This is a genomic window from Streptomyces blattellae (assembly GCF_009709555.1).
GTDB classification, from domain to species: Bacteria; Actinomycetota; Actinomycetes; order Streptomycetales; family Streptomycetaceae; genus Streptomyces; species Streptomyces blattellae.
In genome coordinates this window covers 105554-124402 of the sequence record NZ_WJBG01000111.1, presented here as the reverse complement: position 1 = coordinate 124402, position 18849 = coordinate 105554, and the positions used below count along the sequence as shown (strand labels likewise).

General features: G+C 71.9%; 18 protein-coding genes. 9 read left to right on the top strand and 9 right to left on the bottom strand.

From position 1 onward, the window contains the following. Nucleotides 1–27: 27 nt before the first annotated feature. From GFH49_RS04855 to GFH49_RS04845, 3 genes are all read right to left on the bottom strand, one after another. Nucleotides 28–909 (bottom strand): hypothetical protein, encoded by an 882-nt coding sequence (locus GFH49_RS04855; protein ID WP_155054496.1) that lies wholly within the window; start codon nucleotides 907–909, stop codon nucleotides 28–30. A gap of 106 nt (nucleotides 910–1015) precedes the next feature. Further along, nucleotides 1016–2542, bottom strand: coding sequence for a hypothetical protein (locus GFH49_RS04850; RefSeq protein WP_155054495.1), 1527 nt, complete (start codon nucleotides 2540–2542; stop codon nucleotides 1016–1018). 85 nt (nucleotides 2543–2627) lie between these two features. After that, the gene (locus GFH49_RS04845) at nucleotides 2628–3323 is read right to left on the bottom strand and encodes a GntR family transcriptional regulator (RefSeq protein ID WP_155054494.1); all 696 of its coding nucleotides are present in this window, start codon (nucleotides 3321–3323) and stop codon (nucleotides 2628–2630) included. Between the two features lie 175 nt (nucleotides 3324–3498). Between GFH49_RS04845 and GFH49_RS04840 the strand changes: the two genes are divergently transcribed. From GFH49_RS04840 to GFH49_RS04820, 5 genes are read left to right on the top strand one after another with little or no spacing between them, the layout of a single operon-like run. Continuing rightward, nucleotides 3499–4800 carry an MFS transporter gene (locus GFH49_RS04840; RefSeq protein WP_155054493.1) on the top strand — a complete coding sequence of 434 codons (1302 nt, stop codon included), beginning with the start codon at nucleotides 3499–3501 and terminating at the stop codon, nucleotides 4798–4800. Continuing rightward, nucleotides 4797–5618: a putative hydro-lyase gene (locus GFH49_RS04835; RefSeq protein ID WP_155054492.1), complete on the top strand. Its 822-nt coding sequence runs from the start codon at nucleotides 4797–4799 to the stop codon at nucleotides 5616–5618. Before GFH49_RS04840 ends, GFH49_RS04835 begins: the two co-directional genes overlap by 4 nt. Before the next feature lie 46 nt (nucleotides 5619–5664). After that, entirely contained in the window at nucleotides 5665–6423 is a 759-nt protein-coding gene (locus tag GFH49_RS04830; protein WP_155054491.1) for a LamB/YcsF family protein, read from the top strand. Then, nucleotides 6420–7037: a 5-oxoprolinase subunit PxpB gene (pxpB, locus tag GFH49_RS04825; RefSeq protein ID WP_155054490.1), complete on the top strand. Its 618-nt coding sequence runs from the start codon at nucleotides 6420–6422 to the stop codon at nucleotides 7035–7037. The genes GFH49_RS04830 and pxpB overlap by 4 nt, the downstream gene beginning before the upstream one ends. After that, the gene (locus GFH49_RS04820; RefSeq protein WP_155054489.1) at nucleotides 7034–7903 is read left to right on the top strand and encodes a 5-oxoprolinase subunit C family protein; all 870 of its coding nucleotides are present in this window, start codon (nucleotides 7034–7036) and stop codon (nucleotides 7901–7903) included. The genes pxpB and GFH49_RS04820 overlap by 4 nt, the downstream gene beginning before the upstream one ends. Before the next feature lie 125 nt (nucleotides 7904–8028). Here the strand turns inward: GFH49_RS04820 and GFH49_RS04815 are convergent, their stop codons facing one another. The 5 genes from GFH49_RS04815 to GFH49_RS04795 all read right to left on the bottom strand — a co-directional run bounded on the left by GFH49_RS04815 (nucleotide 8029) and on the right by GFH49_RS04795 (nucleotide 13453). Next, nucleotides 8029–8889 (bottom strand): SGNH/GDSL hydrolase family protein, encoded by an 861-nt coding sequence (locus tag GFH49_RS04815; RefSeq protein ID WP_155054488.1) that lies wholly within the window; start codon nucleotides 8887–8889, stop codon nucleotides 8029–8031. Then, nucleotides 8886–10052 (bottom strand): glycosyltransferase, encoded by a 1167-nt coding sequence (locus GFH49_RS04810; protein ID WP_155054487.1) that lies wholly within the window; start codon nucleotides 10050–10052, stop codon nucleotides 8886–8888. Before GFH49_RS04810 ends, GFH49_RS04815 begins: the two co-directional genes overlap by 4 nt. Then, the gene (locus GFH49_RS04805) at nucleotides 10049–11179 is read right to left on the bottom strand and encodes a glycosyltransferase family 4 protein (protein WP_155054486.1); all 1131 of its coding nucleotides are present in this window, start codon (nucleotides 11177–11179) and stop codon (nucleotides 10049–10051) included. Before GFH49_RS04805 ends, GFH49_RS04810 begins: the two co-directional genes overlap by 4 nt. Nucleotides 11180–11318: 139 nt before the next feature. Then, nucleotides 11319–12737 (bottom strand): HEAT repeat domain-containing protein, encoded by a 1419-nt coding sequence (locus GFH49_RS04800; RefSeq protein ID WP_155054485.1) that lies wholly within the window; start codon nucleotides 12735–12737, stop codon nucleotides 11319–11321. Between the two features lie 323 nt (nucleotides 12738–13060). Then, on the bottom strand, nucleotides 13061–13453 hold the full coding sequence (locus tag GFH49_RS04795; RefSeq protein ID WP_155054484.1) for an ankyrin repeat domain-containing protein: 393 nt from the start codon (nucleotides 13451–13453) through the stop codon (nucleotides 13061–13063). A 256-nt stretch (nucleotides 13454–13709) separates the two neighbouring features. Here GFH49_RS04795 and GFH49_RS04790 point away from each other — a divergent pair, with 256 nt between their 5' ends. Both GFH49_RS04790 and GFH49_RS04785 read left to right on the top strand, forming a co-directional pair. Continuing rightward, nucleotides 13710–13904, top strand: coding sequence for a hypothetical protein (locus tag GFH49_RS04790; protein WP_016434155.1), 195 nt, complete (start codon nucleotides 13710–13712; stop codon nucleotides 13902–13904). Nucleotides 13905–13951: 47 nt separating this feature from the next. Continuing rightward, entirely contained in the window at nucleotides 13952–15547 is a 1596-nt protein-coding gene (locus GFH49_RS04785) for a P-loop NTPase family protein (RefSeq protein ID WP_155054483.1), read from the top strand. 217 nt (nucleotides 15548–15764) lie between these two features. Here GFH49_RS04785 and GFH49_RS04780 read toward each other — a convergent pair whose 3' ends face one another. Further along, a complete protein-coding gene (locus GFH49_RS04780; protein WP_155054482.1) occupies nucleotides 15765–17273 on the bottom strand; it encodes an SCO1417 family PLP biosynthesis transcription factor in 1509 nt (502 codons plus the stop codon). A 107-nt stretch (nucleotides 17274–17380) separates the two neighbouring features. Here GFH49_RS04780 and yczE point away from each other — a divergent pair, with 107 nt between their 5' ends. Together yczE and GFH49_RS04770 are read left to right on the top strand one after the other, a co-directional pair. Beyond that, the gene (yczE, locus tag GFH49_RS04775) at nucleotides 17381–18073 is read left to right on the top strand and encodes a membrane protein YczE (protein ID WP_155054481.1); all 693 of its coding nucleotides are present in this window, start codon (nucleotides 17381–17383) and stop codon (nucleotides 18071–18073) included. Then, on the top strand, nucleotides 18070–18837 hold the full coding sequence (locus tag GFH49_RS04770) for a glycerophosphodiester phosphodiesterase family protein (RefSeq protein ID WP_155054480.1): 768 nt from the start codon (nucleotides 18070–18072) through the stop codon (nucleotides 18835–18837). Before yczE ends, GFH49_RS04770 begins: the two co-directional genes overlap by 4 nt. The last annotated feature ends 12 nt before the right edge of the window (nucleotides 18838–18849 follow it).

The window sequence follows — 18849 nt, the reverse complement described above, 5'->3', positions numbered from 1 at the left end:
TCGTAGTCGTGAAGGCAGTTGAGGCGGTCAGGAGTGGAACGGCAGCCCGGCGTCGGCCACCAGCTCCAGGTCGTCGGACTCCTCGGCGGGCAACAGCGTCGGCGTCCCGTCGGTGACCGGCACCACGCCCAGTTCCAGCAGCTCGGCCATGGCCGCACTGCCCGCCATGTCGCGCACCTGGAGCTGATACCGGGCCGTCGTCCGGTACGTCCCGCCGTTGTCGTCGCCCGTGCGCTGCAGGAAGCCGGAGTCGGTCAGGAAGGCGACGGCCTTGCCGATGATGCCGGTCGTCGAACCGGCCAGTCTCCGCGCGTCCTTGGTGGCGCCCGTAGCACTCCGTCTCACCCAGATCCGCCAGGCGGCCTCCAGCCCGGGCGCGTCGGTGGCCGGATCGGTGTTCTCCCCCCGCTCCTCGGACCGCTCCTCCAGCCGCCGACAGGCCTGCCGCACAAAGGCATCGACGCCGTTGACCGTGATCCGCCCGATGTACCCGTCATCGGCCAGATCCTCGGGACGCGGAAACGCCATCGCGGCAACGGCAAGATGGGCCAGCCCGTGCAAGAACCGGTCCCCGCCGTCGGCGGACGTCCGCCGCGCGTAGTCGCCCATCCGCACGGCGAACACCGAGTCCTCGGCAGCGGTGACAGCCATTCCGGCACGCGGCGACACTTCCAGCACGACCAGCCCGAGCCCGGCGGCGACGGCATCGGAGAGCCGGGCGAACGGCGGATCCTCCCGATAGCGCCGCAGCAACTCGGCGTACTCCTGGTCACGCACGGGCTGGAGTTTGGGCTGCAGTCCGAAGGCGACAAGCCGGGCCGCGTCGGCGGCGTCGGCGGGGGTGACGGCGGCGGCCACCGCCGGGGCGGCGACAGTCTCCGGCTCGCTCCGGTCGACGTGCTCGGTCACGGTCGCGACTCCTCGGGATTCTGATGAACGGGCGGCAGGACAAGGCTCTTAGGGGCGCGGGGAACTGCGAGACCAGCCACACACGCCCCACACCCGGCAACAGACATCAAGCCGCCTCCGTCCGATCCGCCGCCATCCCCACCGCATCGAGCAACGCCGTCCCCACAATCAAATCCGCCCCACCGAACTCCGGATCATCCAGCTCAGTCCCGTCATCCACGGCAAACAGCAACCTCTGCTCCCCCTGCCGATACGCCGTACCGACAGGCGGACTGGCCGCGTGAACAGCGAGCAGGGCCACCAAATAGGGCAGATCAGGATCAATCCGACGGGCGTCGACCAACAGCCCCGACAACCTACGCGGCGCATCCGCAGGCACATCGAGCAGCGCGATGGCCGCAGCCAACTGCTCCTCGCTGAACCGGCTGTCGTCCGGCGTGGCGATGAGATCCGGCTCAGGCATCTCCGCGCCGAGATGCTCCCGCTCCACCGGCGGAGTCAGCAGTATGTCCACGAGATCCCCCATCCGGACGGACACCGGAGTGCGCAGCCCCGTCCCGCGCGCGAAGAACGCATCCGTGACCCGGACCGCCCGCTCCAGCTCCAACGGCAGCACAGGCGCGACGAGATGTCCGTACAGATCGATCCCCGACGACGTCATCGGTGTGGCGAACGCCTGCCGGTCCTGCTCGGCCCGGAACAGCGGCCCGGCCTCCAGCAGTCGCGACTGCAACTGCGTATGCCGCCGAATGCAGTCCTTCACGATGTCGACCAGCTCCGCCGCACGCCGCTTGTGCTCGGGATCCTCGGACTCGTCCCGCGCCTTGCGGATGTTGGTGAGGATCGCGTTCTCGTGCCGGTACCGGTCGGCGACGTGCTCCAGCGCCTCGGCGATCATGTCGGGTACCGCGCTGAGCCAGTCGACGGCGCGCACATTGCGCCGAGTGGCATCCAGCGCCCGCCGCAGCGTCTCGGAGTACTGCACGGTCCGATACCGGGCCTGCTCGGCGGCGAGCTGGGCATCCGCGAGCCGCCCGCGGTTGATCAGCACCTCCAGCTTGACCTCGGCGGCGATCTGGGCGCTGGTGACGTCGGTGTCGAGGGCGCCGACCAGCACGTTGACCGCTTCGTCCGTCGTACGGAGATAGACACTGCCGGCGGGTCCCGGGACCTCCTCGATCAGCTTGAAGTCGTAGTCCCGCCGGACATACGTGCCGTCCGGCGCGAAGGTGCCGTAGACCGCGCGAAAGCCGCGATCGACGCTGCCGACGTTGATCAGGTTCTCCAGCACCCACCGGGCGACCCGCTCATGCTCGACGACGGGCCGCCTCGGGGCCTGGGCGGCAATGCGCGGGATGAGCCGGGCGACGATCTGGTCGTGGTCGGCGCCGGCGTCGAAGTCCATGTTCAGCGTGACGAGGTCGATGGCGGACAGGGCGACCTCGGCCATGCCGTACACCGAGTACTCACCGGCGAGGTTGGCCTTGCGGGCGTCCAGATCGTGCAGCGGCGCGGTGCAGGCGAGCGCGCGCAGCCGCCGCGCCAGTCCCTCGTCGGCAGCCGGGCCCGGAGCTGGGCGCGGCCCCGCGGTGAACTGGGGCGGAACACGGTCCGTCGATGCAGGCGAAGTCACGGTGCACAGACTAAGTCCTCGGTCTGACAACGCCCCAAACGACTCAGATGGGCCCCGGCGTCACGGTTGTCACACCCCTGACCGGCTATCCGTCCTCGCCCACCCGCCGCCGGTACACCTCGACCACCCGCTCCAACGAGTTGTCGAGATAGACGGCGAGCAGCTTCTCGGCCTCGACCCGCTCGCCTGCCTGCAGCGCCTGGAGAATCTGCAGATTGCGCGCCAGATACGGCTCGTGCAGCCGCCGCGGGTCGTCCACGACATGGAACGCCAGCCTCAGCTCGGCGAACACGCTCCGCATCAACTCGTCGGTGCGCTCGCTGCCGGCGAGCGAGACCAGTTCCCGGTGGAAGTGGATGTTAGCCGTACCCAACCCTTTCCAGTCACCTTCGCGCGCCGCCCGCTGCCCCTCGGCCACGGCTTCCGCGAGCCCGTCCAGCACGTACGGCGGTTCGCCGAGACCGCGGACGACGGCGCACTCGACCAGGCCGCGGGTGCGGTAGATGTCCTCGACGTCCTCGACGGTCAGCACCCGGACGAAGACGCCCCGGTTCAGCTCGTGGACGAGCAGCCGTTCATGGGTGAGCAGGCGGAACGCCTCGCGCAGTGTGTTGCGGGAGACGCCGAGCGCGCCGCCGATGCTGTCCTCCGACAGCCGCGTCCCGGGCGGGAAATAGCCCTCGGCGATCCGGCTCCTGAGGATGTCCGAGACCCGTTCGGCGGTGCTGGTGCGCCCCAGGAGGGCACGGTCGTCGGCCAGTCCCGACAGCTCTTCTGCCATGCCCGGAATTCAATCGCAGACACAAGAACGAAACAACATGGGTATTGAGGGATCGTTGAACGATCCTCTACCTTGCTACGAACGGCGCCGACTTCCGCTCCAGACGGCGCCGACGGCTTCCGCACGGCTCGGCTCAGTCCTCACGCACCCTCCGTCCTCCCTCTGCGAGGTGCCCATGAGCACGACCCCTCCACCCCAGGCCCTGAGCGCCGACGTCCGCCCGGCCATGGATGAACGCACCGCCGACGACGGCGCGCTGGGCTGGCTGCGCGCCCTGGGTCCGCGCGGCCGCCGCGCCTTCGCCGGCGCGTTCGGCGGCTATGCCCTCGACTCCTACGACTACTTCACGCTGCCGCTGAGCATGGTCGCGCTGGCCGCGTACTTCGGCCTGAACAGCGGCCAGACCGGCCTGTTCACCACCGTGACGCTGTTGGCGTCCGGCGTCGGCGGCGCCCTCGCGGGGGTGATGGCCGACCGGTTCGGCCGGGTCAGGGCACTGATGATCACGGTGATCACCTACGCGGTCTTCACCGTCGCCTGCGGCTTCGCCCCCACCTTCGAGACCCTGCTGGTCTTCCGCGCCCTCCAGGGCCTCGGTTTCGGCGGCGAGTGGGCGGTCGGGGCGATCCTGGTCGCCGAGTACGCGAGCGCGAAGCACCGGGGCCGCACGCTCGGCGCGATCCAGAGCTCCTGGGCCGTCGGCTGGGCGCTCGCCGCGATCGTGTACACGGTGGTGTTCTCGGTCATGGACGACGATCTGGCCTGGCGCGTGATGTTCTGGACCGGAGCGCTGCCCGCGCTGCTCGTCGTCTGGATGCGACGCCGGGTGCAGGACGCGCCCGAGGCGATAGCGGTACGGCGGAAGAGCGCGGGCAAGGGCTCCTTCACGGCGATCTTCAAACCCGGTCTGCTGCGCACCACGATCTTCGCGGGGCTGCTGTCCACCGGTGTCCAGGGCGGCTACTACACGCTGGCCACCTGGGTGCCGACGTACCTGAAGAGCGATCGCGGCCTGTCGGTCGTGGGCACCGGCAGCTATCTGACGTTCCTGATCTCCGGCGCCTTCCTCGGCTATCTGACCGGCGGTTACCTCACCGACCGGCTCGGCCGCCGGCGCAACATCTGGCTCTTCGCGCTGCTGTCCGCGGTCTGCATCGTGGCGTACGGGAACATCCCGAACGGCGCCAACACCCTGCTCCTGGTGCTCGGTTTCCCGCTCGGGTTCTGCATGTCGGCCATCTTCAGCGGCTTCGGTTCCTTCCTGAGCGAGCTGTACCCGACCGCGGTGCGCGGCGCGGGACAGGGCTTCACCTACAACGCCGGCCGCGCCGTGGGCGCCGTCTTCCCCACGACCGTCGGCTTCCTGGCCGACAGTTGGGGCGTGGGCGGAGCGCTGGTCTTCGGGGCGATCGGATACGCGGTGGCCGCACTGGCGCTGTTCGGGTTGCCGGAGACGCGCGGGAAGGAACTGGAGTGAACCGCACGGAAGACCGCCCCGTGACCCTCGTGGACGAGCACGCGCGCGCGTGGAGCCCGAGAAGCGCGCGCACCCGCTTCCGCGCGGGCCTGACGGGCCCCACCGCCGGAATCGCCGCGGGACACACACAGGCCAATCTGATCGCGGTGCCCGCGGACTGGGCGTACGACCTGCTGGTGTTCTGCCAGCGCAACCCCAAGCCGTGTCCGGTACTCGACATCACGGACGCCGGTTCCTGCACGACGGTCCTCGCGGACGGCGCGGATCTGCGCACCGATCTGCCGCGCTACCGGGTGTGGGAGGACGGCGAGTTGGTGGACGAGCCGACGGATGTGCGCGGGTACTGGCGGGACGACCTGGTGTCGGTCCTGATCGGATGCAGCTTCACCTTCGAGTGGGCGCTGGCCGGGGCGGGTGTCCCGATCCGCCACCTCGAACAGGGCCGCAACGTCCCGATGTACCTGACCGGCCGTCAATGCCGTCCCGCGGGGCGGCTGCACGGACCGCTGGTGGTGTCCATGCGCCCGGTGCCGCCGGAACACCTGGCGGCGGCGATCCGGGAGAGCAGTCTGCTCCCGGCGGTCCACGGCAGCCCCGTACACTGCGGCGATCCGTCGGGGCTCGGCATCGACGACCTCGGCCGCCCCGACTTCGGCGATCCGGTCGACACCGCCGCGGACGACATCCCGGTGTTCTGGGCCTGCGGAGTGACCCCGCAGGCCGCGGTGATGGCGTCACGACCGCCGTTCGCCATCACCCACGCACCGGGCCAGATGTTCCTCACGGACGCCCGCGACGAGCAGTTCCGGGTGGCGTGAGCAGTGACGAGCAGGTCCATGAACACCAGAACACCAGAGGGGACCGATGACCGCGATCGATCTGAACGCCGACCTCGGCGAGGGCTTCGGCCGCTGGCGGCTCACCGACGACGAGCAGTTGCTGTCCGTCGTCACCAGCGCCAACGTGGCCTGCGGCTTCCACGCCGGGGACGCGGTCACCATGCGGCACGTGTGTGAGCTGGCGGCCGAGCGCGGCGTACGGATCGGGGCGCAGGTCGCCTACCGGGATCTGGCGGGGTTCGGGCGGCGCGCGATGGACGTGCCGCCCGCCGAGCTGGCGGCCGAAGTGGCCTACCAGATCGGCGCCCTGGAGGTGTTCGCGCGCGCGGCGGGCACGCGCGTGTCGTACGTCAAGCCGCACGGCGCGCTCTACAACCGCGTCGTGCACGACGAGGAGCAGGCCGGCGCGGTCGTCGACGGCGTGCTCCTCGCGGACGCCTCCCTGCCCGTGCTCGGAATGCCCGGCTCACGGCTGCTGGAGCTGGCCGGGAAGGCCGGGCTCCCCGCCGTCGCGGAGGCGTTCGCGGACCGCGCGTACACCGAGGAGGGCACGCTCGTTCCGCGCGGGCAGGACGGCGCCGTGCTCACCGACCCGGACACCGTGGTGGAGCGCTCGTTGGGGCTGGCCCGCTTCGGCGTCGTCACGTCCCGCTCCGGGGCGCCGGTCGAGGTACGGGCCGAGTCCTTGTGCCTGCACGGGGACACGCCCGGCGCGGTTGAGCTGGCCCGCCGGGTCCGGGAGCGACTCCGGGAGTCGGGTGTCCGGGTGGAGGCCTTCGTATGAGGGTGCTGCCCGTCGGTGCCGGCGCCCTGCTCGTCGAGGTCGCTTCCGGGGCCGAGGCGCAGGCCCTGCACGCGGAGTTGCTACGGCGCCGCGCGGAGGGCTCCCTCTCCGTCGGCGAGATCGTCCCGGCGGCCCGTACGGTCCTCCTGGACGGCCTCGCCGACCCGGCCCGTCTGGCCGCCGAACTGACCGCCGCACAAGTGCCGCCCGCTCCCCCACGCGCGCGTGGGGTGATCGAGCTCCCGGTGCGCTACGACGGCCCGGACCTGGCCGACGTGGCGGCGCACTGGGGTGTGGCCGAGCGGGAGGTGGCCCGTATCCACGCGGGGACCGAATTCCGCGTCGCCTTCTGCGGTTTCGCGCCCGGCTTCGGCTACCTGTCCGGGCTGCCGGAGCGCTACGACGTCCCGCGGCGGGCCACGCCGCGCACCGCCGTCCCCGCCGGTGCGGTGGGACTCGCGGGCCCCTACACCGGCGTCTACCCGCGCTCCTCGCCCGGTGGCTGGCAGCTGATCGGCACCACGGACGCCGTGCTGTGGGACCACGCGCGCGTGCCGGCCGCGCTGCTGTCACCGGGCACACCCGTCCGTTTCGTCCCGGTGGGGCACCCATGACGGACCGCGCGCTCGTCGTCGTACGGGCCGGTGCCCTGACCACCGTGCAGGACCGCGGGCGTTCCGGGCACGCCCATCTCGGCGTGCCCCGCTCCGGCGCCCTGGACGGGCCCGCGGCGGCCCTGGTCAACCGCCTCGTCGGCAATCCCCCCGAGGCCGCCGTCCTGGAAACCACGCTCAACGGCTGCGCCGTACGCCCTCGTTCGACGGTCACCGTGGCGGTCGGGGGCGCACCCTGCCGCGTCACGGTGGACGGCCGCCCCGTCGCCTGGGGCGCACCGGTGCGTATTCCGGAGGGGGCCGTGCTGGAGATCGGCTCCGCCGTCTCCGGCGTACGCAGCTATCTCGCCGTCGCCGGCGGCGTCGCCGTCGACCCCGTGCTCGGCAGCCGCTCCACCGACCTGCTCTCCGGCCTCGGCCCACCACCGCTCGCGGACGGCACGGTACTGCCCCTGGGGCAGCCCCTCACGCCCCACGCGCGCGTGGACGTCGCCCCCCAGCCCGCTCCCCCGGCCGAACTGGTCCTGCACGTCACCCTCGGCCCGCGCGACGGCTGGTTCACCCAGGAGGCCCTTCGCACGTTCACCTCACGGCCGTACCGCGTGTCCGCCTCCAGCAACCGCATCGGCCTGCGCACCGAAGGGCCCGCCCTGGAGCGAGCCCTCCCCGGTGAACTCCCCAGTGAGGGCATGGTGCTGGGCGCGGTCCAGGTACCACCCGACGGCCGCCCAGTGGTCTTCCTGGCCGACCACCCGACGACCGGGGGCTACCCGGTGATAGCCGTGGTCCGCCAGACAGACCTACCGCCGACCGCGCAGGCGGCCCCTGGAACCCCGGTCCGCTTCATCCCCGTACGCCGCCACTGACCCCCTGAATGTCATCGTCGGGGCCTTACCGGCGTACGGTGCGTACCCGCGCCCCTTCAGGGGCGCGGGGAACTGCGCGACCGGCCACAACGCACCCGCAGATACCCACGGCCGAACCAGCGGAGCTAAGCCGCGTCCGGCTCCGGTCGCTGCTCCAACTCCATCGACAGCGCCGCCAGCGCGGCGGACACCGCATGCGCCGCCCGCAGATCGAGCTTCGCGCTCGTTCCGCGCGCGCGGTGCCGCATTTCGTCGACGGCCAGCGTCAACAGGTTCGGCAACAGGTCGGTGCACCGACGGATCAGCCAGGCCGTGCCCGCGGTGGCCAGCCACACCAGGCTCGCCGACCTGGTGGGCGCCGGGAACTCCGGCACGGGCGAGGGCGCGAACCCCTTCGCGACGCCCGCCTCGGCCAGCAGCCCGTGGAACCGCAGCGCCAGTTCCCGGTGCCCACGCTCACTGGGGTGCAGCCGGTCCGCGCTCCAGATCGCCCGGTCCTGGGCCCACTCCTCCTCGGCGGCGTGCAGATGCACGGCGCCGTACCGCTCGGACAGCGCGTGGACCACCGTGTTGACCGCGCGCTGTCTGCGAGCCAGCGGGCGGGCCAGTGAACCCGGCAGCCTCAGCATCGAACCGGGGTCGGGCAGACAGGCGGTGAGGACGGTCGTGCCCTGGGCGGCGAAGGCCGCGTACACCGTGTCGAGCCGTTCGGCCACGGCGTGGATGTCGAAGGTGCAGCGCAGTGTGTCGTTGACGCCGATGACGACGGACGCCACGTCGGGCCGCAGGTCGAGCGCGGCGGGCAGTTGACGTTCCAGCACATCACGCGTCTGCGCCCCGCTCACGGCCAGGTTGGTGAACCGCGCCGGCCCCACACCGAGCCCGTCGGCGAGCAGCGCGGCCCAGCCGCGCCAGACCTTCCCCACGGGATCGCCCACCCCTTCGGTGAGCGAATCCCCGAGGGACACGAAACGCATCGGTCTCATGTCACACGCTCCGGCATGACCCGGTGCACCGGTCCTGTCACCACCGCGTCGTGCGCGGCGAGGAACGCTTCGACCGCCGCGCCCCATCCGAAACACTCGGCACGCGCGCGTGCCGCCTCCCGGCGGTCCGCCTCGGACCGCTCCAGGAGCATGTCCACGGCGTCCGCGAAGGCCGCTCCGCGGTCCGCGGCGGTGGCCCCGGCGGAGCCGATCACCTCCGGCAGCGCCGACGAGGCGCTCGCCACCACGGGCGTACCGCAGGCCATCGCCTCCAGCGCGGCGAGCCCGAACGTCTCGGCGGGCCCCGGCGCCAGGCAGACATCGGCGGACGCCTGAAGCGCACCGAGCCGGCCCTTGTCGGAGACGTGCCCCAGGAAGGCGACCGGAAGCGCACGCTCCCGCGCCCGCTGCTCAAGACGCTCCCGCAGCGGACCGTCACCGGCCACCACCAGCCGCACCCGGCGCCCGCGCCGGACCAGCTCTTCGACGGCGTCGACGGCGGTGCCGGGCCGCTTCTCCACCGACAGCCGGGAGCACATCACCAGCAAAATCTCGTCCACGCGCGCGTACTCCGCACGCAGACCCGCATCCCGCAGTGCGGGGTGCCGCTCCATCACATCGACGCCCAAGGGGGCCCGTACGACATTGCGCGCCCCGGTCCGCACGAACTCGCGCTCCGCGAACTCGGTGGTGCACACGACCCGCGAGTAGGTGTGCGCCGTACGGACGTTGAGGGCGTCGGCGGTCCGCCGGGACAGGTTCTCCGACAGGCCCCAGGTGCGCAGCACGCCGTCCGCGGTCTCGTGGGAGACCATCACGGCGGGGACCCGGGCGCGGCGTGCCCACTTGCCGGTCCAGCGCAGGGTCGTACGGTCGGAGACCTCCAGTCGGTCGGGTCCCAGTTCCGCCAGGAGCCCCGCGACCCGCCGCTTGTCGATGAGTACGCGGTAGCCGCCGGTGCCGGGCAGCAGCGGCCCGGGCAGCGTGATCACCCGGCCCTGCTCGGTCTCCCGGTCGGAGTACCGCTCACCCGGCACGATCAGCACCGGCTCGTGCCCGGCCGCCTTGAACCCCTTGCCGAGTTCGCGCAGCGCGGTACGCAGACCGCCCGAGGCGGGCGCGACGAAGTTCGCCAGCCTGACGATGCGCAGTGACTCGTTCACGCCGCCACCACCGTCTTCTTCCGTGTCTTCAGCACCTCGGCATAGTGCCCGATGAGCTGGTCTCCGACAGCCGCCCAGGTGCGGCCCTCCACCATGGTGCGCGCGGCGGCGCCGTACGCGGCCCGCAACGCGGGGTCGGCGGCCAGCGTCTGCACCGCGTCCCGTACGGCCGCCGCGTCACGCGGCGGCACCAGTAGCCCGGTGCGCCCGTGGGCGACCAGGTCCAGCGGACCGCCCGCGGCGGGCGCGATGACGGGCACGCCGCTTGCCATGGCCTCCTGGACCGTCTGGCAGAACGTCTCGAAGGGGCCGGTGTGCGCGAAGACGTCGAAGGAGGCGAAGATCCTGGCGAGGTCCTCGCCGGTGCGGCGGCCGAGGAAGACCGCGCCCGGCAGCACCTCCTCCAGGTTCGGCCGGCTGGGTCCGTCGCCCACGACCACTACCCGGACGCCGGGCAGGCCGCAGGCACCGGCCAGCAGCTCGATGTGCTTCTCGGGGGCGAGCCGCCCGACGTAGCCGACGATCGGCTCGCCGTTCGGGGCGAGTTCCCGGCGCAGCGCCTCGTCCCGGAGGTCGGGGCGGAAGCGGACGGTGTCGACGCCGCGCGGCCACAGCTTCACCCGGGGCACGTCGTGTGACTCCAGGTCGTGCAGGGACACGCTGGACGGCGCGAGGGTGAGGTCGGCGGCGGAGTGGACAGAGCGGATACGACGCCAGGCCGCGGCCTCGCCGGCACCCACATAGGTGCGGGCGTACCCGGCCAGGTCGGTCTGGTAGACGGCCACGGCGGGGATGCCGAGCCGGGCGGCGGCGGCCATGCCGCGGACGCCGAGGATGAAGGGGCTGGCCAGGTGGACGACGTCCGCGCGGTGCTCGATGAGCGCCGCGGCGAGGCGTCGGCTGGGCAGAGCGACGCGCACCTGGGGGTAGCCGGGGAGCGGCAGGGAGGGGACATGGACGACGGGGCACGGCGCGAGGCCGGCCACCTTGTTCCCGGGAGCGGGAGCGGGAGCGACGACGAGAGGAGCGTGACCGCGATCGACGAGGTGTCGGGCGGTCTGGAGTGCGCAGTGGGCCACGCCGTTCACGTCGGGGGGAAAGGATTCGGTCACGATGACGACACGCATATGGGTGTTGTCGCCGTACTGGACGTGGCCGCGTCAACGTCGATCTTTCCCGGCGGCGAACGCCTCATGAGCGTTGCGATGCCCACCCGAGCAGGCCAGACCGCGTCCATACCCGCCTGACTCGCGCGTCATCTCGTGTTCACACAGCGGGCGCGTCGGGGCCGATCCGGCTGCGTACGGCTGTCTGGACCTCGGCCTCCTCGGCCGGGTCCGCGGCGAGCCTGCGCAGCTGCTCCACGACCCGGGCATCGCCGGTCTCGGCGTGCCGGGCGGCGATCTCACGGGTGCCTTCCTCGCAATCCCAGAGGCATTCGACGGCGAACCCGGCGGGGAAGGAGGGATCGGTGGCGGCGAGGGCACGGGCGGCCCGGCCGCGCAGATGGGATGACGCCGTCTCGCGGTAGATATGCCGCAATACGGGCGCGGCGCAGGCGATTCCAAGCCGTCCGGTGCCGTCCACCAAGGTCCACAGGGTCGGCGCGTCGGGCCCTTCGCCCCGCACCGCCTCTCGCAGCGCCCCCAGGACCAGGTCCCGGTCCCCGGTGCCGCCGCGACAAGCGAGCACCCGCCCGGCGGCGGCGCCCAGCACATCGGGCCGGCGGGCCCAGCCGCGAGCCCGGTCGACGGCGGCGACACTGCGCATACGTTCGAATGCGTCGACGGCGGCTTCCACGACGGCGGTCGAGCCGGTGGCAACGGCGCCCTCGATCAGGTCGAGGGCCTCCGGATCGTTGCCGTCGGCGAGATAGCGCAGCGCCGTGCAGCGGGCGCCCTCGCCGCCGTCCTTGGCGGCGGCGACGATGTCGGGCCGGTCCTCGGGGCCGGCCACGGCGGTGAGGCACCGGGCGGCGGGAACATGGAGCGCCACTCCGCGCTGCACGCCCTGCTGGGCCCACTCGAAGACAGCCTGCACGCTCCACCCGGGACGCGGGCCGGTCGGGCTCATCTGACGTTGCCAGCGGTCGAAACAGCCGGCCTCCTGGGCCGTACGCACGCGCGTGGCGATGGATTCGCGCGGATCTTCGGCCCACAGGCGCCAGGGCCGGGGCTCGAACGCGTCCCGGACGGTGGCGGCCAGCTCGGCCTCGCCCTCGGCGTCGGCCGGGAAGCGCGCCAGGACGGGGGCCGCGAGGGCGCGCAGTCCGGCGTCGTCGTCCCGCAGGGCGAGCTCATCCAGCGCCCAGGCCCAGTTGGCGCCCCCGGCGGCATACCTGCGCAGCAGCCCCAGGGCGTCGCGCCTGCCGTACGAGGCGAGGTGGCCGAGGACGGCCAGGGCGAGCCCGGTGCGTGACTCGTCGGTGTCGAGGGCGTCCTCGACGTCGAAGAGGTGGGCCTCGATCTCGTCCAGCTCGCCGTTGAGGTCGAGGTAGAGACGGGCGTAGTACAGGGAGCGGTTCTCCACCTGCCAGTCGTGGCGTGGGTCGTGCAGCACGCAGTGGTTCAGTGCCGCGAGCGCTTCGGCTCGTGGGGCGGTGAGCGCGTGCAGTGTGCCGTCGCCGCGGCCCCGCTGGAGCAGGCCGAGCAGCGTTCCGCTGGGCGCTATGACCGGATCGAACATGGGAAACAGCCTCACATCAAGCGTCGACGCAACCGGGATCTTGCTCTACCTGGCCGCGTGACAACACGTCGGGGCGCCCGCCGTTTCCTGCTTGCTGCACGCCATCTTCCTCTGCCTCTCGTTGGTGGGCCCGTGCGGACCGCTCACGGCCCGCGCGGTGCGGCAACACCTGCCCAGCCATCGCGTCCGTGAATCACGACGTCATGATGACTCGGCAGTTCTGCCTGCCGCGACCGAAATTTCCGGCGGCCCCGTACCGCCTCCCCCGTTGTTTGCTTCCTGTCTGCTTCAAATCTCTGTTTTGCCTGGTCAGGACGTTCGGATCAGTGTGCGCCGAACAACTCCAGCAGTTCGGCCTTGCCGAACATCCGGGCCGTGTCGATGGCCGACGGAGTACCCGCGGCCGGGTCGGCGCCACCCTCCAGGAGGGCTCGGATCACCTCTTCCTCGCCCTTGAAGACGGCCCCGGCCAGGGGAGTCTGCCCCCGGTCGTTGATCCGGTCCGCCTCGGCGCCCCGGGCCAGCAGCACCCGTACCGCGTCCGCGTGCCCGTGGTAGGCGGCGAGCATCACCAGGGAGTCGCCGCGGTCGTTGGTGAGGTTGGCCGGTACACCCGCGTCGACGTAGGCCACGAGCGCCTCGGTCCGCCCCTGCCTGGCAAGATCGAAGATCTTGGTCGCCAGCTCCACGACCTCGGGGTCGGGGGCTTCAGTCATCGGCCGGACCGCCTCTCACTAGTACGGGTGATTCGCCAGCGTACTGGCTTCCAGGACACATGACCGGATACGCCCGGGGGCAATGATCATCGCAGGGCCGCAGTGTGCGGCCGACCTGCCCGAACCGCCGATGAGCACTGGGCCGGGCGAGCGAAATATGCCGTAATTCACCCGGTTGCACCTTTTGTAGTATGGATACATCCTGTGAGCCTGGAAGTACTCATGGTGACTGTCCCCGCGAACCAGGAGAACTCACATGATCCTGTCCATCTCAGGCGTGGTCCTGCTCGGCATCATCGTCTTCCTCTTCTTCCGCAAGGACGGCCTCAAGGCGTCGCACGCCCTGGTCTCGGCCTTGTTCGGCTTCTATCTGGCGAGCACGGCGATCGCCCCGAGCATCAAGGCCGGCGGCGAGAGCCTGGCGAGCCTGCTCGGCGGAATCAAGTTCTGACGCCGCCCTCACGCCCGTACCCACGCACGCATCTTCAGGAGACAGCAGTGGCCCGCCGCCCCCTCCCCCGCATTCTGAGCAACGGCAGCGCGCAGCTCGCCCGGAGCAAGGAGCTGGCCCGGACGGCGGCCGACAGCGCCACCGATGTCCTTCACCCGCTGATCACGATCACCCGCGGTCTGCGCCGGCTGGCAGCGGCCGGACGGCGCAAGTGGGCCGACGCGCCCAAGGACCGGCGGGGGCCGCTGCTGTTCCTGGTGGCCTCGGTGATCCTGGTCGTGGCGCTCGTTCCGTACGGCCCACTGCTGGCCGTCGTCACCGTGATGGCGGCGGCAGCCTGGCAGGGCCGGGACCGCACCCAGCGGGCCCCGGACGGCCCCGACGAGTCACAGGCCAAACGCCTCCAGGCGCTGTACGAGGCCCTGGTCCCGTACTTCTCGACCGCCGAGGACCCCGCGCCCCTGTACGCGCACAGCGGCGAGTGGGAGAAGGCGTTTCCGACCTACGGCTTCGACGACACCGGCCGGGTCACGCACCTGGTGATCCGTTACCCGGCGTATTTCACGGACGGCGAGGCCGAGGCCCGGGCCCGGATCGAGTATCTGGTCACCGCCAAGTCGGGCCGTGGCCGCGAGTACCACTTCGGCTGGGATGAGGAGGGCAACCTGCTGACGGTCACGGTCCTCGCCCCGCTGCCGACCGACATCGCCGCCCAGCGCTTCGTCACGTCCCCCGGCGAGACGGTCCTCGGCTTCACCGACCCCGTCCAGGTCCAGCGCACGCTCCCCCTCACCTTCGGTGAGGAACAGCGCGATGTCCCGCCGGTCGTCTGGCGCACCGGCGTCCGCTCGACCGAGCCGCACCTGCTCGCCATGGGCCAGCCGGGCAGCGGCACCTCGACCCTGCTGCGCTCCATCGCCCTCCAGGCCCTGCAGCACGGCGACGTCCTGATCATCGAGGGCGGCGGCACCGGCGAGTACGCCTGCCTCACCGGCCGGGACGGCGTGCTGGCCGTGGAGTGCGCACTGGCCGGGGCGCTGGCGAGCCTGGAGTGGGCCGCCGCCGAGACGGAGCGCCGCCTGATCGCGGTCAACCGCGCGCGCCAGGCGGGCCACCCGCCACCGGACGACACCAAGCGCCCGCTGTGGATCCTGCTGGACCGCCCGAGCGCCTTCACCCACGTCGCCGCCGCGGACGGCCGCAAGGACCCACAGTCCCTGCTCCAGGTCCCCCTGCGCCACGGCCGCGCGGCGAACGTGACCGTCGTCGTGGCCGACCAGTTCGACAGCGTGGACACCCTGAGCGATCCGGTACGACAGCACACCCGCGCGCGGGTCGTCCTGGGCCCGGCCACGGCCGACCAGCTGAAGACGGTCCTCGGCACGCCCCCGCACACCACCCCCGTCACCCACGTCCCCCCCGGCCGCGGCTACGCCCGCCTCGGCACAGGCCAGGTCCACCGCCTCCAGGTCCCCGCGACGCCGGACCCCTACGACGACACCACAACAGAGGCCCACCGCCAGGCGGTACTGGCCCTCCTCCCCCCGAAAACAACACCGGCCGACGCGGAACCGGCCCCCCTGCCGGAAGAGCCACAACCAAAACAGCTTTCCGAAAAGGCAGCCGCAGTAGAACCCGCGTAACCACCCCGCCCCGCACCGACACCAACCCCCACACATTCACTCCACCCCAAGCCGCGCGCATCCACACCACGCCAACCTGCGGGCATTCGTGCCGCCTAAGGCCACGGGTGGGCGCGGGCGGCACCCCGTCGGCGCCGGGCTGCGCGACCCACCCCGGCCCACGCCCCCGCGGCACCCCGCAAACGCGGGCCACGCCCAGCCCGTACGTCCCGCCCGGTCACGCCACAAACGTGCGAGGCGTCTCAGTCCCCCCGGCTCCCCCACCCCCACCGCTCTCCACCAACCGAGCCGCAGCAGCCAGCCGTACCGCGGCCTCCTCCGCCACCGCACCCCCGACCGTGAACGGCAACCGCACATACCCCTCGAAGGCCCCGTCGACCCCGAAGCGAGGCCCGGACGGTACCCGTACCCCCACCCGCTCCCCCGCCTCCGCGAGCCGCGACCCGGACAGCCCCCCGGTCCGCACCCACAGCGTCAACCCGCCTCGCGGCACCTCGAACTCCCACCCGGGCAGTTCCTTCCGCACCGCAGCCACCAGCGCCTCCCGGTTGTCCCGCGCCTGACCGCGCCGCACCTCCACGGCCTGCTCCCAACCCCCGGTGCTGAACAGCCAGTTCACGGCCAACTGCTCCAGCACAGGCGTACCCAGATCCGCATACGCACGCGCGGCGACCAGGCTGCGGATCACATCGGGAGCCGCCCGCACCCACCCGATCCGCATCCCCGCCCAGAAGGCCTTGCTCGCGGACCCCACGGTGATGACCGTCGACCCGGCAGGGTCGAAGGCAGACACGAGCCGCGGCATCTCGACCTCGTCGTCCAGCCACAGCTCGCTCATCGTCTCGTCGGCGATCAGCACGGTCCCCGCCGACCGCGCCGCGTCGACCAACTGGCGCCGCTGGTCCTCGTCGGCGAGCGCGCCGGTGGGGTTGTGGAAGTCGGCGACGACATACGCGATCCGCGGCGCCGCCTCCCGCAGCACCTGCCGCCATCGGTCCAGGTCCCACCCGGCAAGCCCTTCGGCCATGGCGACGGGCACGAGCCGAGCGCCCGCCTCCCGCATCAGCTGCAGGATGTTGGCGTACGACGGCGACTCCACCGCGATCCGCTCGCCCCGCCCCCCGAAGAGGTGACAGATGGCGTCGATGGCGCCCATCGCACCCGTCGTCACCATGATCTGCTCCGGCATGGTCGGAATCCCGCGCGCGGAGTACCGCTCGGCGATCATCGCGCGCAGCGCCGGCAGCCCCGCCGGATAGTCACCGTGCGTGTGCGCGTACGGCGGCAGTTCCTCCAGCGCCCCCTGCACCGCCCGGGTCAGCCACGGCTCGGGCGCGGGCAGCGCCGCACAGCCAAGGTCGATCATCGAGCCGAGCGCCTCGGGCGGCAGCGGCTCCAGACCGCGCGCCGGCAGCGGATTGCCGGCCGGTACGGCGGTCCAACTGCCCGCCCCACGCCGGGACTCCAGGAAACCCTCGGCGCGCAGCGCCTCGTAGGCCGCGGCGACGGTCGTACGACTGACGGAGAGGGAGAGCGCCAGCTCGCGTTCGGCGGGCAGGCGAGCGGCGACCGGGACGCGGCCTTCGAGCACGAGCAGCCGGACGCCATCGGCGAGCGCGCGGTAGGCGGGCGGACGGCGCGTGCCCGGGCCCGCCGGGCGGTCCTGCTGGGAGCTGAGCAGCCGGGCGAGCTGAGCAGCCCCCACCGCCGAGGTCCACTGCGCCATACAAATCAGTCCACCTTCCCCAAATTGGCCATGGATCACGCTTCTTCCCAAGCCACAGGGTGTCATGCATCGGGCCACAGCCACCACCAGGGGGAAACGTCTTGTCCATGAAGGACCGCAAGGACCGCAAGGACCGGAAGGACCGTAAAGGCCTTGAGAGCCCATTGCCTCGCCGGCTGATCCAGTTGTACGTCGGTCTCGCCCTCTACGGAGCGAGTGCGGCCCTGCTCGTCGAGGCGGGCCTGGGTCTGGAGCCCTGGGGCGTGCTGCACCAGGGCCTGGCCGAACTGACGGGCCTGACGATCGGCGTGGTGTCGATCGTGATCGGCGCGGCGGTCCTGCTCCTGTGGATCCCCCTGCGCCAGCGTCCCGGCCTCGGCACCGTCTCCAACGTCTTCGTCGTCGGAATCGCCATGGACGGCACCCTCGCCCTGCTTCCCGGCACCCACTCCCTGACCGTACGGATCCCTCTGCTGCTCGCCGGGACCCTGCTCAACGGCGCGGCCACCGGCCTCTACATCGCCGCCCGCTTCGGTCCGGGCCCCCGGGACGGGCTGATGACCGGGCTGCATCGGAGCACCGGCCGCTCGATCCGGCTGATGCGGACGGCCGTCGAGGTGGCGGTGGTCGTGACGGGCTTCGCGCTGGGCGGCACGATCGGCGTCGGCACGATCCTGTACGCGGTGTCGATCGGCCCGCTGGCCCAGCTCTTCCTGCGCGTGTTCGCCGTCCCGCCGGCACCGGGCCGCAGCACGGTCGTTGCCGAGGGGCCACCCCATGGAGCGATACTTCGATCGTGAGCACGCGGATACGCCACCCCTATCTCGACCATCCCGGCCCGATCGCCTTCGCCCACCGAGGCGGAGACGCGGACGGCCTGGAGAACACCGCGCTGCAGTTCCGGCGCGCGGTGGAGGCGGGCTACCGGTACCTTGAGACCGACGTCCACGCCACGTCGGACGGAAAGCTCGTCGCCTTCCACGACACGACCCTGGACCGGGTGACCGACGGGGCGGGCCGGATCGCCGACCTGCCGTGGAAGGACGTGGCGCACGCGCGCGTGGCGGGCAAGGAGCCGGTGCCCCTCTTCAAAGACCTGCTCCAGGAGTTTCCCGGCATCCGCTGGAACGTCGACATGAAGGACGAGCCCGCGCTCCACCCGCTCCTCGAACTGATCGAGCGCACGAACACCTGGGACCGGATCTGCGTCGGCTCCTTCTCCGAGGCGCGCGTGGTGCGCGCCCAGCGGCTGGCCGGGCCGCGCCTGGCGACGTCGTACGGCACACGCGGCGTCCTCAATCTGCGGCTGCGCTCCTGGGGCGTCCCGGCGACGCTGCGCCGCTCGGCGGTCGCCGCACAGGTGCCCGAGGCCCAGTCCGGCATCCAGGTGGTGGACCACCGCTTCATCCGCACCGCCCACGCGCGCGGGCTGCAGGTGCATGTGTGGACGATCAATGAGGCCGATGACATGCACCGGCTCCTCGACCTGGGCGTCGATGGCATCATGACCGATCACATCGACACACTGCGCAAGGTCATGGAGGACCGGGGCCTGTGGGTCTGAGTGGGTCTGAGT